The sequence below is a fragment of the Laedolimicola ammoniilytica genome, assembly GCF_025567165.1.
GTDB lineage: Bacteria > Bacillota > Clostridia > Lachnospirales > Lachnospiraceae > Laedolimicola > Laedolimicola ammoniilytica.
The window spans coordinates 47,348-63,387 of sequence record NZ_JAOQKC010000004.1 but is presented as its reverse complement, the minus strand read 5'-3'; the positions used below and the strand labels follow the sequence as shown (position 1 = coordinate 63,387).

Annotated in this window: 11 protein-coding genes; 1 reads left to right on the top strand and 10 read right to left on the bottom strand. The window is 50.8% G+C overall.

Translation table 11 applies throughout. The features are described 5' to 3' along the window. Positions 1-79 precede the first annotated feature (79 nt). The 4 genes from OCV63_RS04005 to OCV63_RS03990 form a co-directional block, all read right to left on the bottom strand. A complete protein-coding gene (locus OCV63_RS04005) occupies positions 80-436 on the bottom strand; it encodes a PqqD family protein (RefSeq protein ID WP_158362178.1) in 357 nt (118 codons plus the stop codon). Next, positions 437-2,356: an OPT family oligopeptide transporter gene (locus OCV63_RS04000; protein WP_334308304.1), complete on the bottom strand. Its 1,920-nt coding sequence runs from the start codon at positions 2,354-2,356 to the stop codon at positions 437-439. Positions 2,357-2,557: 201 nt separating this feature from the next. Next, positions 2,558-3,871 carry a hypothetical protein gene (locus tag OCV63_RS03995; RefSeq protein WP_158362174.1) on the bottom strand — a complete coding sequence of 438 codons (1,314 nt, stop codon included), beginning with the start codon at positions 3,869-3,871 and terminating at the stop codon, positions 2,558-2,560. Positions 3,872-3,908: 37 nt separating this feature from the next. Then, entirely contained in the window at positions 3,909-5,954 is a 2,046-nt protein-coding gene (locus tag OCV63_RS03990; protein WP_158362173.1) for a hypothetical protein, read from the bottom strand. 154 nt (positions 5,955-6,108) lie between these two features. Between OCV63_RS03990 and OCV63_RS03985 the strand changes: the two genes are divergently transcribed. Continuing rightward, complete coding sequence (locus OCV63_RS03985; protein WP_158362171.1) at positions 6,109-6,285, top strand: type II toxin-antitoxin system antitoxin; 177 nt, start codon at positions 6,109-6,111, stop codon at positions 6,283-6,285. Positions 6,286-6,372: 87 nt separating this feature from the next. Here OCV63_RS03985 and OCV63_RS03980 read toward each other — a convergent pair whose 3' ends face one another. The 6 genes from OCV63_RS03980 to ligA form a co-directional block, all read right to left on the bottom strand. Next, positions 6,373-7,803 (bottom strand): citrate/2-methylcitrate synthase, encoded by a 1,431-nt coding sequence (locus OCV63_RS03980; RefSeq protein ID WP_158362169.1) that lies wholly within the window; start codon positions 7,801-7,803, stop codon positions 6,373-6,375. Positions 7,804-8,057: 254 nt separating this feature from the next. After that, positions 8,058-9,653: a xylulokinase gene (locus OCV63_RS03975; protein ID WP_158362167.1), complete on the bottom strand. Its 1,596-nt coding sequence runs from the start codon at positions 9,651-9,653 to the stop codon at positions 8,058-8,060. Positions 9,654-9,820: 167 nt separating this feature from the next. After that, complete coding sequence (locus OCV63_RS03970) at positions 9,821-10,720, bottom strand: mechanosensitive ion channel family protein (RefSeq protein WP_158362166.1); 900 nt, start codon at positions 10,718-10,720, stop codon at positions 9,821-9,823. Beyond that, a complete protein-coding gene (glgB, locus tag OCV63_RS03965) occupies positions 10,717-13,125 on the bottom strand; it encodes a 1,4-alpha-glucan branching protein GlgB (RefSeq protein ID WP_158362164.1) in 2,409 nt (802 codons plus the stop codon). The genes OCV63_RS03970 and glgB overlap by 4 nt, the downstream gene beginning before the upstream one ends. Before the next feature lie 160 nt (positions 13,126-13,285). Then, a complete protein-coding gene (locus OCV63_RS03960; protein WP_158362162.1) occupies positions 13,286-14,080 on the bottom strand; it encodes a Cof-type HAD-IIB family hydrolase in 795 nt (264 codons plus the stop codon). After that, positions 14,077-16,032 (bottom strand): NAD-dependent DNA ligase LigA, encoded by a 1,956-nt coding sequence (ligA, locus tag OCV63_RS03955; RefSeq protein ID WP_158362160.1) that lies wholly within the window; start codon positions 16,030-16,032, stop codon positions 14,077-14,079. Before ligA ends, OCV63_RS03960 begins: the two co-directional genes overlap by 4 nt. Between the last annotated feature and the right edge of the window lie 8 nt (positions 16,033-16,040).

Below are 16,040 nucleotides of genomic sequence, written 5' to 3'. Positions count from 1 at the left end.
CCCGTTCCCAAAGAAAAAGGCAACAGCCCTCCGGGAGGAAGGGCCGCTGCCAATTCTTAAGATTTTATGATCTCTTATTTCATTTCTTTTTATCCAGCGGAGTACTGTATCCAATATAGTGATTCTGATACAGAATCTGGAAAAACCTTGTAAGACGCGGAAGAAGCGGTTCCGCCTTTTCCCCATAGCGTTCTTTTACCAGAAAGCTGATATCATAGATGGTCCGCTGTCCATCCATCTGCTGCCATACAAAGCTGCCGTACTCGTCCAGGCTGATATAGCTTACTTTGGGCCGCTTGAAAAGCTTCTGTGCCAGCCGGTTATAGAAGCCCTTATTCTGTACTTCTATCTCCACCTGCTTCTTTTCATTCAGCTTCCAGTTGTAGCCCGGCGCGCAGACCGGCACATAATCCAGATAATTTTTCTTTTTCTTCATTTATTTCTTCTTTCTACCAATGGTAACCTTGAACAGGGTCGCAGTCAGCAGCGCAAAGAATACCAGACCGCCAATGTTGCTGTTGATCGGAGTACCGGATACAATGGTACCCAGGAACTCACCCAGGGAGCCGTCTGCCATCGGAATGATAGCAAAAACTGCCAGCAGAATACCAATCAGACCCTCGCCTGCGATCAGACCGGAGCAGTACAGCACGCCGTTGTCGATCATGTCCTTCTTTGCCTTCTCGTCCATGTTCTTACGCTTCTCAAGGAAGAGACGAACCAGACCACCGATCATCATCGGGGTGCTCAGGTGAATCGGCAGATACAGACCTACCGCGAAGGGAAGTACCGGAATGCCAAGAACCTCAACCACGATACCGATGAACGCACCTGCGAATACCAGATTCCAGGGCAGGTTGCCGCCCATAACGCCTTCAACGATCATCTTCATCAGAGTTGCCTGCGGAGCCGGAAGCTCTGTGGAACCGTAGCCCCATGCCGCGTTCAGCAGGTACAGAATACCGCCGATGGCAATGGCAGACGCGATAACACCAATCAGCTCACCAATCTGCTGACGCCAGGGTGTCGCTCCTACGATGTATCCGGTCTTCAGGTCCTGAGAAGTATCGCCTGCAATCGCTGCTGTGATACAGATTACGGAGCCAATCGCAATGGCTGCTGTCATACCAGCCTGTCCAACCTGGCCGATAGCCTTCAGAATCATAGCTGTTATAAGCAGGGTAGCAATGGTCATACCAGATACCGGGTTGTTGCTGCTTCCGATCAGACCTACCATACGGGAGGATACGGTTGCAAAGAAGAAACCGAAGATGACGATCAGGAACGCGCTGAACAGATTTACCGGTACAATCGGTACCAGCCAGATAATCAGGGCAAGCGCTACGATACCGATAACGATGAACTTCATGGAAAGGTCCTTATCGGTACGCAGGTCGCTGCCGGTATTGCCCTTGCCATAGCCCTTCATAGCGTCGCGGAAAGTGCGAACGATCAGCGGCAGGGACTTGATCAGGCTGATCACACCGCCTGCTGCTACGGCACCTGCGCCGATATACTTGATATAGTTGCTCCAGATAGCAAAGGAACCGCCCGCTGCGTACAGCTCAGCAACGCTTACCTCTGCCGGGAACAGGGTTACATTCTGACCGAACAGAACGATCAGCGGCATCAGTACGAACCAGCCCAGTACACCACCTGCGAACAGGTAGGAGGAAATCTTGGTGCCGCAGATATAACCTACGCCAAGCAGCGCCGGAAGTACATCGATACCGAAACCGGATCCTTTATAAGCCGGAATCTCATAATGAACCTCGCTGGGGAACAGCTTCAGTCCATCTGCTACAAATTTGTACAGAGCCGCGAGACCCAGACCCTTAAATACGATACCGGCCTTGTCTCCGCCTTCCTCGCCTGCCAGAAGAACCTCGGCGCAGGCCTGTCCTTCCGGATACGGCAGTGTACCGTGCTCCTGCACGATCAGGGCCTTACGCAGCGGAACCATGAACAGTACGCCCAGGCAGCCGCCAATCGCAGCGATAATCGCGATCTCAGGCAGAGACGGCGCGCTGGTCCCCCACTCGCTGGCCCACAGGAACAGGGCCGGCATGGTGAAGATAGCGCCTGCCGCTACAGACTCACCGGCAGAACCGATGGTCTGTACCATATTGTTTTCAAGAACAGAATCCTTCTTCAGGATGACACGGATGACACCCATGGAAATAACCGCTGCCGGGATAGATGCGGAAACAGTCATACCAACTCGAAGTCCCAGGTATGCGTTTGCGCCGCCGAACAGAACAGCCAGCAGAACACCGAGGATGACCGAGGTCGCCGTAAACTCCGGAAGAGACTTCTCAGCCGGAATATAAGGCTTAAACTTGTTATCACTCATAATTACTCTCCTTTTCTTCTCTTTCCGGCCTGTATCTCCCGCCAGTACCGGAAAGGCAGTGATTTTGCTATTTTAGCACATCAGAGCAGAGTTCCGCAATCCTTTCTTTACATTTTCTTAAGATTTCCACCTTTTCCAGTAAGAAATTACCCTTATTTTTCTCAATTTCTCCACAAAATCTATTTTCTGTCCGACACATCAGTTTTAAACGCGCCACATCTTTCCAGACAGAATTTTTAAATATTTTTCATTTTCTTTTTGCGGCACTCCCAGAATTTGCATGGCTTCTTCCGCAGGTATCCCTAAATTCTTCATCGCATTTCGAATGCTCTGTAAAATTGCTTCCTGTCTGCCTCTCTTTAATCCTCTTTCTTCAATTCCGTCACTAAAATTACACATGTCCATTACCTCCTCTTTTAATTCTTCTGTCATTGGTATTCCATACTCTTGTTCCAGTATCTTCTGTTTTTCCTTTACATTCATTTTCCCAAAGAATAATACATCCAATAACCGCAGCAGTTTCTTTCCTAATTCACTTTGTTCTGCTAAAACTTTATCTTCCGGTTCTCCAAGACAAATGGTAATCGCCGTCAGCAGATTATAATTCTTTTCTTTTTCTTGAACATCCCCCACTTCACATTTTTCTGTGATTTCGTATCGGTTTATCGTATTCTGGCGATATTTCGGCGGATTCATGCAAATCCAGATACTGTATACATGTTTAATGTTTCCGTAATTCGAATGTATAAATTCTGTTCCATATTGAGCGGAAATTAAACGACATCCATAATAAATCTCTCTTTTTAAAAGTGGATATTTCAAATTCATTTTATTCTGCCCTTCTAAATCAATGATAATTCCGATCGCTCCCTCCGTCTCTGGCAACAACGCATCACATTTCACATCGTAAGTTACTTTTCCTTCGTAAAGTGTATTATCTTCAACTCCTGCCTTAACTATTTCATTGGGATGCACTGGTACTTTCCCCATCTGAGCCTGTCCACAGATATACCTTTCTGCGATTTCTCTGGTACCTAATTCCCTGTATTCTGGAATACAGCACTTCAAAATCCATGCCAGAATCTCTGCTTCTGAAAGTAATAATTTACAGGTTGTATCATACTGTGCTTTGATGTCTGCTTTCCGAACCACTTCCGCCACATAAGTTTCCATCTCTTCCGCAATTAGGAAATTTTGTATTTCAAACATAACTTTCCTATAATTATAAGCCTGCTCGATCTCCACTTTCTTCTCCCTGCGCAAAAAAATCCCGCATATTATAGTTTTGATTACAACAATAAAAGCGCATTCGCTCCGCTTTTTCATCTTTGGATACTTTGGCTTCGATCTGAAGCCTGTAGATTTTATCTTTTGTAGAAATCGGCCTGTCGAAATACAGCCGATTTGGTAAATAATTGCTGTTGTCTGTATTTTAACAGACTCTGGGATTTCTGTCAATCTGCAGAACCCGAAACTATTTTCATTTTTTACATAGAAAGAGCCGTCCACGATATACATGGGCGGCTCCTCACTGTATAATTTCTAAATATTTTTGTTATGCCTGCTTCTTTCTGCGGCTATAGACTGCACAGCCGGTAAGGCCTGCTGCTGCGAGAAGGAGCAGTGCCAGAGGCGCCGTAAAGTCGGTGCTGTCGCCGGTTTTGGGACTGGTCAGGGCGGCTGCCTTTGTGCCGTCTGCTACGATGGCTACCGGTGACAGGGAATTCAGGGTGAAGGTTACCTGATCGCCCTTGACAGTCGGGGTAATGTACTCCGGGGTCTCGTCGTCCAGGAAGTGTACCACAGTGTCTTTTCTGCCGTTCAGTCCTTTCACATTGACAGTGAAGGTCAGCGGGAATGTAACTTCATCCACGGTGATATCGTAGAACCACAGAACCTCTCCCGGCGCTTTGGCTTTGTCAATCTGTTTTACCAGAAGATCTCTGTAATAATCAGACAATGCCCAGTAGGTGGTATGGGACAGTACTTCTGTTCCGGTCACTTCTTTTACGGAGTTCACGGCCGGACTGTTATCATCTACTCTTGTGATTTTGCTGTTTCCATGGGAACCGGAGCTGCTGCCGGAGGATGTATTTCCGGTGTCGTTACTGCTGTCCGTGCTTCCATTATTGGTATTGCCGTTATTGGTGTTACCGCTATTGGTGTTGCCGCTATTTCCATTATCTGTATTTCCGTTGGTCGTACCGGTCACATCGCCTGCTACCAGCGCATAGGTGGAGCAGTGCTCCAGCGGTACCTCTACGGTCTTATTTTTAACAGTAACCAGTTTGCCCTCGGTCAGCTGGTTCGCGTCATTGACATAGCACCAGGTGTACTGACCGTCTGCAAGGTCTACCGGGATGGTAACTGTGGCCTTGCCGGGGAGCTTACCGCTGTGGGCGAAGTCGATGGCGTAGGCAACGTTATCGCCGACCTTGGCTTTTACCTCACTCGTAGCTTCATCCGCACCGAGCGTAATAGACTCCACCGCACCCGGATTCGTAATATCCGCTGCTGCGAACTTGTAGCTTAAATCACCGTAGGAAAATATCACTGCTGCGTCCGCGGCTTTTTTGTTATTCAGCTGCTCGAAGACTGCTTTTCCGATCTGGGGATTGACTACTTTTCCGGATTCATCGGTACTCTGAGCAATCTCTATCTTTACGTCCGCCTTATCTCCTGCTGTTGCAACAGCGCTGGAAATTACCGTAGCTACTTTGTCTGTATCACCATTCGATTTCAAAACAACATTTGCTTTGGAAGTATCATTTAAAGAAGCTTCCGGCATAACATAGTAAAGACCTGCGTCTTTCACTTCAATAGGTAAATCGACATATTTTCCTTCCACAGAATACCGCATTGTACCGTCCTTGGCGGATGCTATCTGTTTTCCGCTTTCTGCATAAACGAGAATCGGATCTCCTCCCTGCGTATATGGTACATCGTCTATGTTTATCTGATATCCCTTTCCATAGAAATAGATATTTGTATTTTCAAGGCAATCATATACTTCAAACCCCAGCGTTGTCGGTTCTGTTATGTTGCTTGTTGCTGTCCACATATCATCACCATCACTTCTCTTTACGCAAGCCAACAGCTGGAAATCTATATGATAGATATCTCTCAATTCTTTTATTATCTTATAGGATGCGTCTGTAACCGGAATTTTCAATGACGCAATTACATCTTCGCCCTGATTGCATTCCAGACAATAATGTTCAATATTATCTCCTCTTTCAGCTCTCTCTTTTACAAATCCTAAAAATTGCTCCAGAATACTTGCATAATCTTCCGGTGTATTGCAGTTTTTGAATTCACTTTTATACATATAAAGAGTTATCACAGAGCCTTCTGCCCATGTATCACTATTGAGGGTATAATTTTTTCCTCTCACTGTAAATGTTGGATATTCATACTCTTCCTCATTCAGCCCGACATTTTCCACAGGCTTCTGCTCATTCCCGGCTTCACCAACCCCCATTTTGCTCTCCACCGCAGTCGCAGTCGGCTCCTGCGTCTCTTCTGCCAGCGCTGTCAGTGGGCTTGTGGCAAGCAACACGCCCATCAGGACAGCACAGCATTTCATCCATTTGCTTTTCACTTTTCATTCCTCCATTTTACAAATTCGGTTTATCTCTTCCACAAATAACCATCTCCATTATAGGCACACTATGTACTTAATTCAAGTACATGTTTCACTCAATTTAAGATTATTTTTGTATAATAAATAAAACTACTATTAAAGGAGGAGACTCATGGAGAAAAATAAACACATCGGCCTTCGCATCGACGAGGAGACCCACGCCGGTCTGAAGGAGCTGGCGGAATACGAGGGACGTTCTATCAACGGAGAAATTCTTTATCTGATTCGCCAGGCGGTACGTGAGTATCAGGGAAAAATCGGGGGGGGGTACAAACGTTCTGGTTTTTAGTAGTTCTCGCGTAAGCGAGACGCGTTTCACTGCAAAAAGAGGGAACACGCAATCCTGTGAATTGCGTGTTCCCTCTTTTTATCTCATTTACTGTTTTTTCTTCGTATCCTGTTTCTTCTCTGCTTCCTCTGTCGCAGCCTCTTCCTCCGCGTAAGCCTGCGCGCGGTCGTCCAGATCGAGATAAGGCACATGATGGCCCACATACTTGTAAGCCGGACGGATGATCTTGCCTGCGTTCACGATCTCCTCGATACGGTGGGCACTCCAGCCAGAGATACGGGAAATGGCGAAAATCGGAGTGAACAGCTCCTCCGGCAGGCCCAGCATGCTGTATACAAATCCGCTGTAGAAATCCACGTTGGCACAGACAGGCTTTAAGAGTCTGCGGCCGGACATCAGGCACTCGCCCGCGATGCGCTCCACGCGCTCATAGAGGTTGAATTCCTCCTCCAGTCCCTTTTCTTCGGAAAGTTTTCTTGCATATTCCTTCAGGATGACCGCACGGGGATCGGACATCGTATAAACCGCGTGTCCCATTCCGTAAATCAGTCCGGCCCGGTCAAAAGCTTCTTTCCTCAGAATTCTCTGCAGATAAGATTCAATCATGGTCTCATCCCGCCAGTTGGTCACGTGGGCTTTGATATCCTTGAACATCTCCTGTACCTTCAGGTTCGCGCCACCATGCTTCGGACCCTTCAGGGAACCGAGAGACGCCGCTACTGCGGAATAGGTATCCGTACCGGTGGAGGACACAACGTGCGTCGTAAACGTAGAGTTATTACCACCGCCGTGCTCCGCATGCAGCACCAGGGCCACATCCAGTACCTTTGCCTCCAGCTCCGTATACTGACCGTCCTTCCGGAGCAGACGCAGGATATTCTCGGCTGTGGACAACTCCGGCTTCGGATTCCGGATAATCAGGCTCTTATTCAGATGATAATGACGATACGCGTGATACCCATATACGGAATACAGCGGAAACTGGGCAATCAGCTGCAGGGACTGCTTCAGGATATTATGAATGGAGATATCCTCTGGGTTCTGATCATAGGAATACATGGTCAGCACACATTTCTGCAGGGTATTCATCATATTGGAGCTGGGGGCTTTCATGACAACGTCACGGACGAAGGTCTCCGGAAGTTCCCGGTAAATACCAATTAGATCGATAAACTCTCGAAGCTGCTCTCTCGTGGGCAGCTTGCCGAACAGCAGCAGATAGGTCGTCTCCTCAAAAGCGAAACGGCGGTTGGCCTCGCCGCGGATCAGATCCTGGACATTCACGCCCTGGAAATACAGTTCGCCGTCGATGGGTACCCGCTCACCGTCAATATAGCCAAAGGAAACGACGTCGGAAATCTCTGTCAGACCGGTCAGGACGCCCTTACCACCGGAATCACGAAGCCCTCTCTTTACATCATAATCCGCATACAGCCGAATATCGATCTTACCGGAACGGCTGCTGTATTCTACCAGTTTGTTAAACTTCTCGTCTACCAGCACATCGTCTTTCTTCATTCTTTCATATCCTCCTCGTTGTCTGCCTCTCGAAAACGTCTATCCTTAATCAGCGGACATTATATTCAATTATAGCGAAAAAGTATCAGAATGGCAAGCCCATATTTTTCCCGCATTCAAAAATTATAGGGAGACTCACATCATAGGGAGATCCGTAAAAAGGAGCCTGCAGGCTCCAATGCCTTAACTAAATGACATTCGCACCTGCAGTCTCCTCTTTTTTATTGTAAATCTTTTCCTTTTTTGCTTTTGACTTATTTCAGATGATCCACTGCCGCATGTTCGATGGCCAGGCCCTCGGTGTAGCGGGCCAGGAACGCGTCAAAGCCTTTTACATCCTCCGGATCCGGAGCAAGGGTCTCGCCCTTCTCGCCTGCGAATACCCGGTTGTTCAGGTAAGCGCCCAGGCTCTCGCCGTCCTTCTTTTCTCTCATATAAGCTGCCAGCAGCGCGATGCCCCATGCGCCGCCCTCGCCTGCGGTCTCCATAACGGTCACGGGTACGTCCATGGCCGCCGCCATGATGCTCTGGCCTACGCCTTTCGTCTTGAAGAGTCCGCCATGGCCCATGACCTCGTCAGCCTCCACGCCCTCTTCCTTGAACAGGATATCCAGGCCGGTCTTCAATGCGCCCAGGGCGGTGTAGAGATGTACTCTCATAAAGTTCGCCAGGTTAAACTTTGCTTCCGGCGTACGGACAAAGAGCGGTCTTCCCTCTTCGAAGCCGGTCAGATGCTCACCGGAGAAATAGTTATAGGCCAGCAGGCCGCCGCAGTCTTTGTCTGCCTCCAGAGCCTTGCGGTACAGGGTTCCGAAGAGTTCGTTCATATCCACCTTCATGCCGAAGCTCTCGGCAAATTCTTTGAAGAGGCCTACCCAGGCGTTCAGATCGGAAGTGCAGTTGTTGCAGTGTACCATACCCACCAGGCTGCCGTCCGGGGTGGTCACCAGGTCGATCTCCGGGTGTACCTTCTTCAGCTCATGCTCCAGCACGATCATGGCAAAGACAGAGGTTCCCGCGGATACATTTCCGGTTCTCTGGGCTACGCTGTTGGTGGCTACCATACCGGTACCCGCGTCTCCCTCAGGCGGACACATGGGAATGCCGCTTTCCAGTACGCCGGTGGGATCGAGAAGCTTCGCTCCTGCTTCGGTAAGCACGCCTGCGTTCTCGCCTGCGTTCTGTACCTTCGGCAGAATCGCACGGATCTTCCAGCCGTAGCCCTTATCAGCCACCTTTGTCTGGAACTTATCCAGCATCTCTGCATGGAACTGCTTTGTGGCCGTGTCAATGGGGAACATACCGGAGGCCTCGCCAACGCCCAGGGTCTTCTCGCCGGTGAGCTGCCAGTGAATATAACCTGCCAGAGTGGTCATGAAGTCAATCTCCGGCACATGCTCCTCGCCCTTCAGCATGGCCTGATACAGATGGGCAATGCTCCATCTCTGGGGAATGTTGTACTGGAATAATTCGGTAAGCTCTCTGGACGCCTCACCGGTAATGGTATTTCTCCAGGTGCGGAACGGTACCAGCTGCTTGCCATCCTTATCGAATACCAGATAGCCGTGCATCATGGCGCTGATTCCGATAGAGCCTACCTTTGTAAGCTCTACGCCATATTTCGCCTTTACGTCCTCTTTCAGAGATGCATAGCTGCCCTGCAGTCCCTTCCAGACCAGATCCAGCGGATAGGTCCAGATGCCGTCGTGCAGCTGGTTCTCCCAGTCGAAATTGCCCACTGCGATGGCCTTGTAGCTGCCGTCCACCAGCACTGCCTTGATTCGGGTGGAACCCAGCTCAATACCAAGGGATGTTTCCCCATTTAAAATAGCATCTTTTACTGTACTCATTGTCATACCCTCCACATTTATTCGTTTATTTGTTGCTTTCCTTCAGATTTATACTCTATTTATACAACAGATTGCACAATACGTCAATGAGAGAAAAGAAAAAGCAATACAACTTTCTTTAAAAAGTTGTATTGCTTTTTGAGCCTGTCTTTAGAATTGACCGCTTTTTACTGCTTCAGATTTACATCCAGCTGATTGAAGGGAATCTCGATCCCATTTTCATCGAAGGCCAGCTTGATCTTCTCAATCAGATCCCAGCGGGTGCTCCAGTAATCGTCCGGGGTGACCCAGCAACAGATCTTCAGGTTCACGGAGCTGTCAGCCAGGTCGTCTACTACGACCAGGTTGTTCTGATCCTGCAGGACGGCGGGCTGCGCGGTCAGCAGGTTCAGGCAGACTTCTTTGGCCAGCTTCAGATTCGCGGTGTAGCTGACGCCCACAGTAATGTCGATACGGCGCTTGTCCTCGGCGGTCACGTTGATCAGGCTGCTGTTAGACAGGGTGCCGTTGGGGATCACGACCTTTTTATTGTCAACCGTGAACAGGGTCGTGTAGAACATCTCGATCTTGGTCACCTTGCCCTCCAGGTTACCGGAGGTGTAGATGATATAATCGCCCACCTTAAATGGCTTGATAAGCAGAATCAGCACGCCGCCCGCAAAGTTGGACAGACTGCCCTGAAAGGCCAGACCGATGGTCAGACCTGCAGAACCCACCAGAGCCATGACAGAGGTGGTATCCACGCCGATGCCGTCGGCCAGGAACAGGACCAGCAGGAAATACAGGATCAGCTTAATCAGGGAATCCATAAACTGTATCACGCCCACGTCGGCTCCGGTTCGCTCCATGGAACGGCGGACGATTTTGCGGACTACTTTTATGAGCCTGCCGCCCACAATAAACAGGATAATCGTCAGCAGAAGCCGGAGGCCAAAGCTTATGACCACCGGAAGGTACTTATCAATGTACTCCTGGGTCCGGCTGATCTGCTGGGTCACATTTTCTATATTCTCGTTAATCTGAGCCGCCAGCTCCGGAGAGTCGGCAACCGTGGCTAAACACCTCATGCTTTCTCAGTACGTCCCTTTCTTGAAGCAGTTTTTGCAGCCGGTTTTTCAGCCTTCTTCGCTACTACCTTTTTTGCAGCCGGTTTCTTCGCTTCCGGCTTTACAGCCTCTTTTTTGGCGCTGCTTTTTTTCGGCTCTGCCTTTTTGGCCGCCGGCTTCTTCGCAGCCGTCTTTTTCTCCTTCACCGGAAGCTTTTCCTCGGTGCAGGCAAACACCGCCACGCCCATGGGCGGAACCGTGATCTCGATGGAATTCTCAAAGCCGTCGCACTCGGACTTCTTCGACGTCTTCACCCGCTTATTGCGGACGTCGGAGCCGCCGAATTCTTCGCTGTCGCTATTGAAGATCTCCTTATATTTGCCTTCGAAGGGTACGCCGATTTTATGCTTCTCATAGACCAGCGGAGAGAAGTTGCATACCACTAACAGGATCTCTCCTTCAGCCTTCCGCAGGAATACCAGCATATTTTCATTGGCGGAGATATTGTTAATCCACTGGAAGCCCTCAGGTCTGCAATCGTCTGCGTAGAGTGCCGGATGCGCCTTTATCAAGCTGTTCAGAGCCTTCACATAGCCTTGCATATCGCTGTGATCCTGATACTGCAGAAGATCCCAGTCCAGGCTTTCCTTCTCGTTCCATTCATCGAAGGTGGCAAATTCCTGTCCCATGAAAAGGAGCTTCTTGCCCGGGTGCATGGCCATGAAGCCGTAAGCCGCCCGCAGGTTATTAAGCTCGGAATCCCGGTCGCCCGGCATCTTTCCCACCATGGGGGACTTGCCGTGTACCACCTCGTCGTGGGAGAGACTTAAGATAAAGTTCTCACTCCAGGCGTAGATGAAGCTGAAGGTCAGCTCGCCATGGTGGTAACCGCGGAATACCGGGTCATAATGCATATAGCCCAGGAAATCATTCATCCAGCCCATGTTCCATTTGAAATCAAAACCAAGGCCGTCATGCTCCAGCGCTCCGGTCACCTTGGGCCATGCGGTGGATTCCTCAGCAATCAAAAGCGCTCCATCTTTTCGCTTCTTGTAGATGGAATTCAGGTGCTTCAGGAACTCAATAGACTCCAGGTTCTCCTTTCCGCCATACTGATTCGGGATCCATTCGCCCTCATTTTTTCCATAGTCCAGGTACAGCATCGATGCCACCGCGTCCATGCGGATGCCGTCGGCATGGTACTTTTCCGTCCAGAACAGGGCATTGGCAATCAGGAAGTTTTTCACCTCCGGACGTCCATAGTTGTAAAGGAGCGTTCCCCAGTGAGGATGTTCGCCCTGCCGCGGGTCAAAATGCTCATAGAGGCAGGTGCCGTCGAAGCCCGCCAGTCCAAAGGCGTCCTTGGGAAAATGGGCCGGAACCCAGTCCAGAATCACGCCGATACCCTGCTCATGCATATAGTTCATGAAATACATGAAGTCCTCCGGCGTACCATAGCGCGCCGTGGGCGCATAATACCCGGTCACCTGATAACCCCAGGACTCATCCAGTGGATGCTCCATGATCGGCATTATCTCCACATGCGTGTAACCCATCTCTTTCACATAAGAAGCAAGCATCGGGGCCAGTTCCCGGTAGGTATAGAATTCCCGCGCGTCCTCCGCATCCGGATCCGGCTTCCGCCAGCTTCCCAGATGCACCTCATAGATCAGCAGGGGCTCTTTCCTGTAATCTGTCGCTTTCCGCTTCTCCAGCCATTTCTCATCAGTCCAGGCAAAGCCGGTCAGATCGGTAATCACCGAAGCTGTGTTGGGCCGCAGCTCCGCCGCGTTGGCGTAAGGATCGGCCTTCAGCATCGGCAGTCCCTGCTTCGTCTTGATCTCGTATTTATAGCAGGCCCCTGCTTTCAGACCCGGGATAAACAGCTCGTGGATGCCCGCCTCTCTGATCTGAATCATCGGATTGCGGCGGCCGTCCCACATATTAAAGTCGCCCACCACGCTGACACGCTCCGCGTTCGGCGCCCAGACTGCAAAATAAGTGCCCTCCACACCGTCGATGGTCATGGGGTGCGCGCCCATTTTCTCATAGATCGTGTAATGGATGCCTTTTCCAAATGCTTCCAGATCTGCTTTTGTAAATACCTGCGGCGTGAACCGGTAGATATCCTCCAGCTCCTGCACCATATCGTTGTCGTATGTAACCCGGAAATGATAGGACGGAATCTTTCTGCCCGGAACCAGCGCGGCGAAGAAGCCTCCATCGTCTGCCTTTTCCATTTCTACGGCCTTTCCCGTATCCTTCAAAATTACTTCCATCCGGACTGCTGTCGGCAGAAAGGCCTGAATCAGGGTGCCGCCCTTCACCTTATGGGGACCTAAGATCTCCTGAGGCTCGTCCTCCTCCGAATACACCAGGGCCTCGATACGCGGCCAGTTCATCAGTTCGTACAACTTCTTGTCCATAACCTTCTCCTCCTTATGCGATAAAACCTGTAACTGTTCAGTACCTGACCAGTTACAATGCAAAATCCATGAGAATCGGCTTCGCCGATGGGATTTTGCACTCCTGAATCACTTTCTTACGCCCTCAGCAGCAAGTGCTTCGGGCTGTACTGAACTTTTTTTAGATCAGGCCGTATCTTCGCAGTGCATGATAAATACCATCCTCCCACATACCTTCTGTCCGGTAGGGGGCCATTTCCAGTACCTGTTTTTCTGCGTTGCCCATGGCTGTGCCGTACTCCACGTATTCCAGCATCTCCACATCGTTGGGGCCGTCGCCGAAGGCGTAGGTGTTCTTAAGCGGAATCTCCAGCTCCTCCAGAAGAATGCGGATGCCGTCGGCCTTGGAGATGCCCTTCGGCATCATTTCCGTATAGGGCTGCGCTTCATAGCGGGCCAGTTCAAAAGCCCGGGACAGCTCCGGCACCAGCTTTTCAAAAGCCTCCATATCGGATATCCGCACGGTAATCTTACAGGCTCGGTCATTCATCGGATCTATTTCCTTCAGTCGCTCCGGATATTCCTCCTGCAGGCGCTTCACAATCCGGAAAAACTCCCGTCCCTGTGCATCCTCCAGACGGCAGCTTAAGTACTCCGGTCCTTCCAGCACCACCCAGCAACCGTTCTTCTCCAGCCTTGGCACGGTCTGCATCAGAAGTTCATTCGGGAGCAGCTCATTGCGCAGCACCTTGTCGCCAAACTCTACCCGGGTACCCGCGCCGCTGATGATACCGTCGTGGGGCAGGGAAAGCACCTCCGGGAACAGGGACGAGACGGGCCTGCCGGTGCAGATAATGACGATATGGCCATTTTCCCGAAGCTTTTGCATGGCTTCCCGGGTACTCTCCGGCGTCCCTTTCCCGAACTCGTAAATCGTTCCGTCTATGTCAAAAAATACAATCTTTTTCTCACTCATAGCTTCAGAAAATCCTCCTCGGAAATAATCGGGATGCCAAGCTCTTTGGCCTTCTTATTCTTTGACGATGAAGAAGCCGTGTCGTTATTGATCAGATAATCTGTCTTGCCGGTGACACTTCCGGTCACCTTGCCGCCACGCTTCTCGATCTGTTCCTTCAGCTCATTCCGATTGGCGAAATAATTCAGGCTTCCGGTCACCACGAAGACCCTGCCCTTCAGATCCTGGTCACCCGACGTCTCCTCTTTCACAAGGGTCAGCTCGGAAAGCAGGCGGCCGAAGCGCTCCCGTTTCCCGGCATCCTGAAAATACTTCACAAAGTTACCGGCAATGACTGCGCCGATGCCGTCGATGGCCGCCAGGGCTTCCTCGTCGGCTCCCAGCACTTCGTCCACCTCATCCCCAAACCTGCGGCAGATCAGCTTCGCGCCGGATAAGCCCACATTCGGGATTCCCAGGCTGTAAATGACCTTCGCAAGGGTGGTTGTTCTGGCCCGCTCGATGCTGGCGATCAGATTCTCATAAGACTTCTCCCCGAAGCCCTCCATTTCCACAATCTCCGCCTTGTGGGCGCTCAACTTAAAGATGTCCGCGAATTCGTGAATGAAGCCTCGGCCGATGAATTTTTCCAGGCTGGCCTCGGACAGTCCCTCGATATTCAGGGCGTCCCGGCTCACAAACAGGGTGAAGGACTTTATCTTCTTAGCCTGGCACTCCGGGTTCGTGCAGTAAAGGGATTCCACGTCGCCAACCTTCCGGATCTCCGTGGCTCCACCACAGACCGGACAGACCGCAGGGATATCCCGGACGCCGCTCCTTGTCTTATTTTCCGCGATCTGCGGAATGATCATATTCGCTTTGTATACTTCAATGATATCGCCCACGCCCAGCTCCAGGCCCCGCATGATGCTGATGTTGTGGACGCTGGCGCGGCTCACGGTGGTTCCCTCCAGCTCCACCGGATCGAAGATGGCCACCGGGTTGATAAGTCCTGTTCTGGACGGGCTCCACTCGATTTCCTTTAATGTGGTCTCCCGGATTTCATCCGCCCATTTAAAAGCCATAGAATTGCGGGGAAACTTGGCGGTTCTGCCCAGAGACTCGCCATAGGCAATGTCGTCGTACAGGGCCACCAGACCGTCGGAAGGATATTCACTGGTCTCGATGTGCTCCGCAAACCAATCCATGTTCTCCGGCAGGGTAACGCCGGTGACCACCTTATATTCCACCACATCGAAGCCCTGATCACGAAGCCACAGGAACTGCTTCTCCCGGGAATTCTCAAAGTCCACACCCTCGGCCCGCACCAGCGCAAAGGCAAAGAAATGGACGTTCCGTTTTGCCGTAATTTCATTATTTAGCTGCCGTACCGAACCGCTGCACAGGTTTCGGGGGTTCTTATACTTGGCGTCCGCCTCAGGGATCTCTTCGTTGATCCGCTCAAACTCTTTATAGCCGATGACCGCCTCGCCGCGAAGCACCAGTTCTCCCTGGAACGGAATTCGAAGGGGCACATTTTTGAAGACCTTCGCGTTGTTGGTGATGACCTCGCCCACTTCGCCGTTACCTCGGGTAACTGCTTTGAAGAGCCCGCCGTTCCGGTAGGTCAACACGATGGTCAGCCCGTCCAGCTTCCAGGAAAGCAGCGTGCGGTGTTCGCCAATCCAGGCCGCCAGAACATCCCGATCCTTGGTCTTGTCCAGGGACAACATGGGGCTCTCGTGGCGCTCCTTGGGAAGCTCGCTTAAGACCTCGTAGCCCACATGGGCGGTGGGGCTTCCGGCCATGGTGGTGCCGGTCTCCTGTTCCAGGGCCGCCAACTCGTCATACAACGCGTCGTACTCATAGTTACTCATGATTTCCCGGGCTTCCTGATAATAAGCACGGCTGGCTGCGTTTAACTTTTCCGTCAGCTCTTTCTGACGCTTCTTTTTTTCTTCTATCTTATTCATGCTCTGTC

Bases quoted from the DNA above. Each gene is read 5' to 3' on its own strand.
- OCV63_RS03980 (WP_158362169.1), bottom strand. From the start codon at position 7,803: ATGAAGAAAGACGATGTGCTGGTAGACGAGAAGTTTAACAAACTGGTA.
- OCV63_RS03970 (WP_158362166.1), bottom strand. From the start codon at position 10,720: ATGAGGTGTTTAGCCACGGTTGCCGACTCTCCGGAGCTGGCGGCTCAG.
- OCV63_RS04005 (WP_158362178.1), bottom strand. From the start codon at position 436: ATGAAGAAAAAGAAAAATTATCTGGATTATGTGCCGGTCTGCGCGCCG.
- OCV63_RS03995 (WP_158362174.1), bottom strand. From the start codon at position 3,871: ATGTATATCGTGGACGGCTCTTTCTATGTAAAAAATGAAAATAGTTTC.
- glgB (WP_158362164.1), bottom strand. From the start codon at position 13,125: ATGGACAAGAAGTTGTACGAACTGATGAACTGGCCGCGTATCGAGGCC.
- OCV63_RS03960 (WP_158362162.1), bottom strand. From the start codon at position 14,080: ATGAGTGAGAAAAAGATTGTATTTTTTGACATAGACGGAACGATTTAC.
- OCV63_RS03975 (WP_158362167.1), bottom strand. From the start codon at position 9,653: ATGAGTACAGTAAAAGATGCTATTTTAAATGGGGAAACATCCCTTGGT.
- OCV63_RS03985 (WP_158362171.1), top strand. From the start codon at position 6,109: ATGGAGAAAAATAAACACATCGGCCTTCGCATCGACGAGGAGACCCAC.
- ligA (WP_158362160.1), bottom strand. From the start codon at position 16,032: ATGAATAAGATAGAAGAAAAAAAGAAGCGTCAGAAAGAGCTGACGGAA.